This window comes from Streptomyces sp. NPDC003635 (genome assembly GCF_053587635.1).
In genome coordinates this window covers 36490-42665 of the sequence record NZ_JBSFOK010000006.1, presented here as the reverse complement: position 1 = coordinate 42665, position 6176 = coordinate 36490, and the positions used below count along the sequence as shown (strand labels likewise).

General features: G+C 70.1%; 6 protein-coding genes and 1 riboswitch. Of the genes, 1 reads left to right on the top strand and 5 read right to left on the bottom strand.

The window, feature by feature from the left end; genetic code table 11:
- Positions 1–122: 122 nt before the first annotated feature.
- From ACWDRW_RS07915 to ACWDRW_RS07905, 3 genes are read right to left on the bottom strand one after another with little or no spacing between them, the layout of a single operon-like run.
- Positions 123–1103, bottom strand: coding sequence for an ABC transporter ATP-binding protein (locus ACWDRW_RS07915; RefSeq protein ID WP_451721426.1), 981 nt, complete (start codon positions 1101–1103; stop codon positions 123–125).
- Positions 1100–1864: an ABC transporter permease gene (locus ACWDRW_RS07910; RefSeq protein WP_451721603.1), complete on the bottom strand. Its 765-nt coding sequence runs from the start codon at positions 1862–1864 to the stop codon at positions 1100–1102. Before ACWDRW_RS07910 ends, ACWDRW_RS07915 begins: the two co-directional genes overlap by 4 nt.
- 58 nt (positions 1865–1922) lie before the next feature.
- Positions 1923–2723, bottom strand: a complete 801-nt coding sequence (locus tag ACWDRW_RS07905; RefSeq protein ID WP_451721425.1) for an ABC transporter permease — start codon at positions 2721–2723, stop codon at positions 1923–1925.
- A gap of 204 nt (positions 2724–2927) precedes the next feature.
- Here ACWDRW_RS07905 and ACWDRW_RS07900 point away from each other — a divergent pair, with 204 nt between their 5' ends.
- Positions 2928–5297, top strand: coding sequence for a transglycosylase domain-containing protein (locus ACWDRW_RS07900; protein ID WP_451721424.1), 2370 nt, complete (start codon positions 2928–2930; stop codon positions 5295–5297).
- 24 nt (positions 5298–5321) lie between these two features.
- Here ACWDRW_RS07900 and ACWDRW_RS07895 read toward each other — a convergent pair whose 3' ends face one another.
- Together ACWDRW_RS07895 and ACWDRW_RS07890 are read right to left on the bottom strand one after the other, a co-directional pair.
- Entirely contained in the window at positions 5322–5642 is a 321-nt protein-coding gene (locus ACWDRW_RS07895) for a DMT family transporter (RefSeq protein ID WP_451721423.1), read from the bottom strand.
- 34 nt (positions 5643–5676) lie between these two features.
- Positions 5677–5738, bottom strand: a riboswitch (guanidine-III (ykkC-III) riboswitch).
- A gap of 75 nt (positions 5739–5813) precedes the next feature.
- Entirely contained in the window at positions 5814–6167 is a 354-nt protein-coding gene (locus ACWDRW_RS07890; RefSeq protein WP_250076311.1) for a GroES family chaperonin, read from the bottom strand.
- Positions 6168–6176: the final 9 nt, after the last annotated feature.

Genomic DNA, 6176 nt, shown 5'->3' with positions numbered 1-6176 from the left:
CGGCCCCTGCCGTCCACCGACCCTGCAGCCCACGGCCCCTGCCGTCCACCGACCCTGCAGCCCACGGCCCCTGCCGTCCACCGACCCTGCAGCCCATGGCCCCTGCCGTGCACCGCCCCGTGCTACGCCGTCGCCCGGTCCGCGTACATGCGCGCGATCACCGCCTCGATGTCCGGCTCGCGCACCGAGAGGTCGACCAGGGGGTACTCCGCCGCGATCCTGGCCACGAGGCCCGCCGCCGACTCCCCCGCCGGGAACGCCAGCCACTGCCTCGGGCCCTCCACCTTCACCACCCTCGCCGACGGGCCCGCCTCGATCGGTGGCAGCTCCCGTTCCAGGTCCACCACCAGGGTGCGCTCGCCGCCGCCCACCTCGTGCAGGCCGGTGAGCGAGCCGTCGTAGACCATCCGTCCGTGGTCGATGACCATCACCCGGGAGCAGAGCTGCTCGATGTCCTGGAGGTCGTGCGTGGTCAGCAGCACCGTCGTGCCGCGGTCGGTGTTCAACTCCCGCAGGAACTCGCGGACCTTCGCCTTCGAGATCACGTCCAGGCCGATCGTCGGCTCGTCCAGGTACAGCACCTCCGGGTCGTGCAGCAGCGCCGCCGCGATGTCCCCGCGCATCCGCTGGCCGAGGGAGAGTTGCCGTACCGGGACCTCCAACAGGTCCTCCAGCTCCAGCAATTGGACACACCGGTCCAGGTTCTCCCGGTAGCGGGCCGCCGGGATCCGGTACATGCGGTGCATCAGCCGGTAGGAATCGATGAGCGGCAGGTCCCACCACAGCGTGGTGCGCTGGCCGAAGACCACGCCGATCCGGTGCGCGAGCCTCGTCCGCTCGCGCGAGGGGTCGATCCCGGCGACCCGCAGCCGCCCTCCGCTCGGCGTGAGAATCCCGGTCAGCATCTTGATCGTCGTCGACTTGCCCGCGCCGTTCGGGCCGATGTACCCGACCATCTCGCCCCGCGCCACCGTGAAGGAGATCGAGTCGACCGCCCGCACTTGCCGCCGCTCCCGCTTCAGGAACCCGGTCTTCCTGCGCACGTCGAAGACCTTCTCGACACCGTCCAGTTCGATGAACACACCGGTCACCCCGGTCCTCAACTCCCCGTACTCCGATACGACCGCAGCCCCGCCCGCCAGGCGAGTCCCGCGAGGCCGCAGAACCCCGCCGCGACGACCGGCGGCGCGAAGGCGGCCCACTCCGGCAGGTCCAGCGGATACGGCCGCCCCAACACATAGGCCGCCGGCACCCAGTTGACGAAGGCGAGCGGCAGCACGAAGGTCACCCCGCGCAGCAGCTCGGTCCCGAACACGGTGGGCGGATACTGCAGCAGCGTGGCGCCGCCGTAGGTGAACGCGTTCTGCACCTCGGCCGCGTCCTGCGCCACGAACTGGAAGGCCGACCCCGCCACGAACACCGAGCCGAAGATCACCGCGCCGCTCGCCACCGTCACCGGCACCAGCAGCACCTCCGCCACGGTCCAGTCGACGTCCACCGCGAACAGCGCCCAGCCCAGCACCGCCGTGCTCTGGGCGACCCGGCCCAGGCGGCGCAGCGGGAAGCGGTCGGCGCCCACCTGGGCGAGCACCGGCGCGGGCCGCACCAGCAGCGTGTCGAAGGAGCCGTCGCGGATCCGGGCGCCGAGCCCCTCCACCGAGCCGAACACCAGGTCGGCGAGGCCGAAGGCGGCACCGCACAGCCCGTACAGCAGGGCGACCTCCGGCAGGGTCCAGCCGCCGAGCGAGTCGACCTGCGAGAACATCAGCAGGATCGCGACGAAGTCCATCGCGGTGATCAGCAGGTTGCCGATCACCGTGAGCACGAAGGACGTGCGGTAGGTCATCGACGCCCTGATCCACATCCCGGCGATCAGCCCGTACGCGCGCACGCCCTCGGTCAGCCGGGAGCCCGGGAAGGGATCAGCCACCCTGGACCACCACCCGTCGTGTCGCCACGGTCTGCAGCAGCCGCCCGGCCGCCAGCAGCACCACCGCCCAGGCCGCCTGGAAGGCGTACGCGTCCCAGGGCGAGACCTCCCCCATCAGCACGTCCGCCGGCATCTGCAGCTGCGCCGCCCACGGCAGCGTCCGCACGATGTCGCCGAGCGGGTCGGGAAAGGCGTTCAGCGGAAGGGTCATGCCGGAGCAGAAGACGCCCGTGATCATCAGGGTCTGGCTGATGCCCCGGTCGTCCATCAGCCAGAACATCGTCAGCGCGGCGAGGTAGCGGATCCCGAAGCTGACCACCATCGCCAGCCCGATCGCGACCAGGAAGGAGAACCAGACCGTCGCGTCGGTCGGCAGCGCCATCGGGAAGAACAGCGCACCGAAGGCGAAGGGGATCACTCCTCGGCCCAGCAGTTGGAAGACGGACCGGCCCAAGTCGCCCGCCAGCCACCACAGTTGGAGGTCGGCGGGACGGTACAGATCGACCGCGATCTCGCCGGTGCGGATGCGGGCCATCAGCTCCCGCTCGGCGCCGCCGCCCTGGATCGCGAGCGTCGAGAACAGGGCCTGACCGAGCCACGCGTAGGTGACGGCCTGTGTCTGGTCGTACCCCCCGAGGTGTGGTCTCTCGTCCCACAGCGCGAGGTAGGTGTAGACGAGGATCACACCGAAGACGGTGTTGGTGAACACTCCGGCGGCGGTCGCCGCCCGATAGGTCGCGTACCGTCGGAATCCTCCCGCCGCGACGGCCGCGTACAACCGTGCGGACCCCACCGCCACCACCCTCCTCGGGCCGCCGGACACCGAAGCGCCGGAGCCTAGTACGCAGGTGGTGACGCACGCCACGCATTTTCCGTTGCCGAAGCGTGCCGTGATCCGGGAACGGAACGCATGGTGCGAGAGTCTTCAACAGGGGGCGCAGAACGCGTAGGAGGTCGTACGGGAACGTACGACGCGAAACAGGAGTCCTGGCACTAGATGAGCGACGAGCCGCAGCCGCAGGCACCACAGCCGACCGAGAAGGCCAAGCGGCCGAGGCGCACCGGCTGGCGCCGGCTGATCCCTACCTGGCGGATGGTGCTCGGCACCTTCGTCGTCGGCGTGCTGCTCCTGGCCGGCCTGTTCTTCCTCGGCTACTCGATGGTCAAGATCCCTCCGGCCAACGCGCTCGCGACCAAGCAGAGCAACGTCTTCCTGTACGCCGACGGCAGCCAGCTCGCCCGTGACGGCGAGGTCAACCGGGAGAACGTCACCCTCGCGCAGATCTCCAAGCCCGCCCGGTTCGCCGTACTGGCCGCCGAGGACCGCGACTTCTACAGCGAGTCCGCCATCGACCCCAAGGCGATGGTGCGCGCCGGCTGGAACACCGCCACCGGCAAGGGCAAGCAGTCCGGCTCCACGATCACCCAGCAGTACGTGAAGAACTACTACCTCGCGCAGGATCAGACGGTCTCGCGCAAGGTGAAGGAGTTCTTCATCTCGATCAAGCTGGACCGCACGGAGTCCAAGGACCAGATCCTCGAGGGCTACCTCAACACCAGCTACTTCGGCCGCAACGCCTACGGCATCCAGGCCGCGGCGCAGGCCTACTACGGCATCGACGCCGCCGAACTCACCGCCGCCCAGGGCGCCTACCTCGCCGCCCTGCTCAACGCGCCCAGCGAGTACGACGTCGTCGCCCACCCGGAGAACAAGGCCGCGGCGCAGGCCCGTTGGAACTACGTGCTCGACGGCATGGTCAAGGAGGGCTGGCTGAGCGAGTCGAAGCGGGCGGGCCTGAAGTTCCCGATGCCGAAGGAGGCGACGGTCTCCACCAACCTGTCCGGGCAGCGCGGTTACGTCGTCCAGATCGTCAAGGACTACCTCGTCACCAACAAGATCGTCGACAAGGAGCAGCTGGAGGCCGGCGGTTACCGCATCACCACCACACTCCACAAGGACAAGCAGGACGCCTTCGTCGACGCCGTCAACGACAAGCTGATGGACAAGCTCGACCCCAAGGCCCGCAAGGTCGACTCCTACGTCCGCGCGGGCGGCGCGGCCATCGACCCGAAGACCGGCAAGGTCGTGGCGATGTACAACGGCATCGACTACGTGAAGCAGTACACGCCGAACGCCGCGCGCCGCGACTTCCAGGTCGGCTCCACCTTCAAGCCGTTCGTCTTCACCTCGGCCGTCGAGAACGACTCCACCACCCAGGACGGCCGCCCGATCACCCCGAACACGATCTACGACGGCACCAACGAGCGCCCGGTGCAGGGCTGGACCGGCGAGACCTACGCCCCGGAGAACGAGGACTACGTCGACTACGGCGACATCACCGTCCGCCAGGCCACCGACAAGTCGGTGAACTCGGTGTACGCGCAGATGGCGGTGGACGTCGGCCCCGAGAAGATCGAGCAGACCGCGATCGACCTGGGCCTGCCCGCGAGCACCCCGGACCTGGAGCCGTACCCGTCGATCTCGCTCGGCGTCGCCACGGCCAGCGTGCTGGACATGGCGGAGGCGTACGCGACGCTCGCGAACCACGGCAAGCACGGCACGTACACGATGATCGAGCGGATCACCAAGGACGGCCAGGACGTCGTCGACCTGCCCAAGCGCAAGACCTCCCAGGTCGTCAGCCGGGCGGCCGCGGACACCACGACCTCCGTCCTGCGGAGCGTGGTCCAGAACGGCACCGCTACCGCCGCGCAGGCCGCGGGCCGTCCGGCGGCCGGCAAGACGGGCACGGCGGAGAAGGACCAGGCCGCCTGGTTCGCGGGCTACACCCCCGACCTCGCCACCGTCGTCGCCGTGATGGGCCAGGACCCGGTCACCGCCGAGCACAAGTCGCTGTACAACGTGATGGGCCTGCCGCGGATCAACGGCGGCGGGGCGCCCGCGGAGATCTGGGCGCAGTTCACCGAGGACGCCCTGAAGGGCGAGCCGGTCACCGACTTCGACCTCGAACTCCAGGAGGGCGCCGACGTCATCCAGGCGCCGCCCGCCGATCCGTCCGCGGACCCCGGCACGGACGAGCCGGACGACGGCGGTACGCCGACCGGCGGCGAGGACTCCGGCGGCCAGACCCCGGGCGCGACCGAGGGGCAGACCCAGGGCCAGACCGGCGGCGGCGCCACCACGGACGGCTCCACCACGACCGGCGGCACGGACGGCGGGACGACGACCGGCGGCACCGAGGGGGGCACCACCGACGGCTCCACGACCGGCGGCGACACCGCCACCGGCGGTACGACGGACGGCGGGACCACCGGCGACACCAGCACCGGCGGCGGGACCACGGAGGGCACGACGGGGGACGGCACGACGGTGGGCCCGCTGTCGTGGACCCGTGGATTCGACTGACCGGTGGACCTCGGAACCGACTGATCAGTGCCCGCTGGTCGCCTTGAGCCCCACCACGGCGACCAGCAGCAGGCAGACGAAGAAGATCCGGGCGGCGGTCGCCGGCTCGCCCAGCACCACCATGCCGACCACCGCGGCACCGGCCGCCCCGATGCCGACCCATACGCCGTAGGCGGTGCCGATGGGCAGGGAACGGGCCGCGTACGACAGCAGCAGCATGCTGGCGACGATTCCGGCGCCGGTGAACAGGCTGGGCACCGGACGGGTGAATCCGTCGGTGTACTTCATCCCGATCGACCAGCCGACCTCGAGCAGACCGGCGACGACGAGCAGAACCCAGGCCATGGGGAGCACCTCCGAGAGACGAAAAGCGAACGGCGGTGCGTCGTCTTTTCCCTTACCCGGTACGGCGCGTCTCGTCGGGGTCCTCTCCAAGCTAGCAAAGGAGCGACGGAAGGAGCCGGTGACGATGGTCACCGGCCCCTTTCCGCTTCGTGTCCCCAGGTACGGCCGGCTCTACAGGTAGAGGCCGGTCGAGTCCTCGGATCCCTCGAACCGGTCGGCGGCCACGGCGTGCAGATCGCGCTCGCGCATCAGCACGTAGGCGATCCCGCGCACCTCCACCTCGGCGCGGTCCTCCGGGTCGAACAGGACCCGGTCGCCGGGCTCCACCGTCCGTACGTTCTGCCCCACCGCGACGACCTCGGCCCAGGCCAGCCGGCGGCCGACCGCCGCGGTGGCGGGGATCAGGATCCCGCCACCGGAACGCCGCTCGCCCTCGCTCGTGTCCTGCCGCACGAGAACACGGTCGTGCAGCATGCGGATGGGCAGCTTGTCGTCATGCGGGGTGTCGTTTCTGTTGGCGCTCACGCCTCGAAC

Bases quoted from the DNA above. Each gene is read 5' to 3' on its own strand.
- ACWDRW_RS07910 (WP_451721603.1), bottom strand. From the start codon at position 1,864: ATGTGGATCAGGGCGTCGATGACCTACCGCACGTCCTTCGTGCTCACG.
- ACWDRW_RS07900 (WP_451721424.1), top strand. From the start codon at position 2,928: ATGAGCGACGAGCCGCAGCCGCAGGCACCACAGCCGACCGAGAAGGCC.
- ACWDRW_RS07895 (WP_451721423.1), bottom strand. From the start codon at position 5,642: ATGGCCTGGGTTCTGCTCGTCGTCGCCGGTCTGCTCGAGGTCGGCTGG.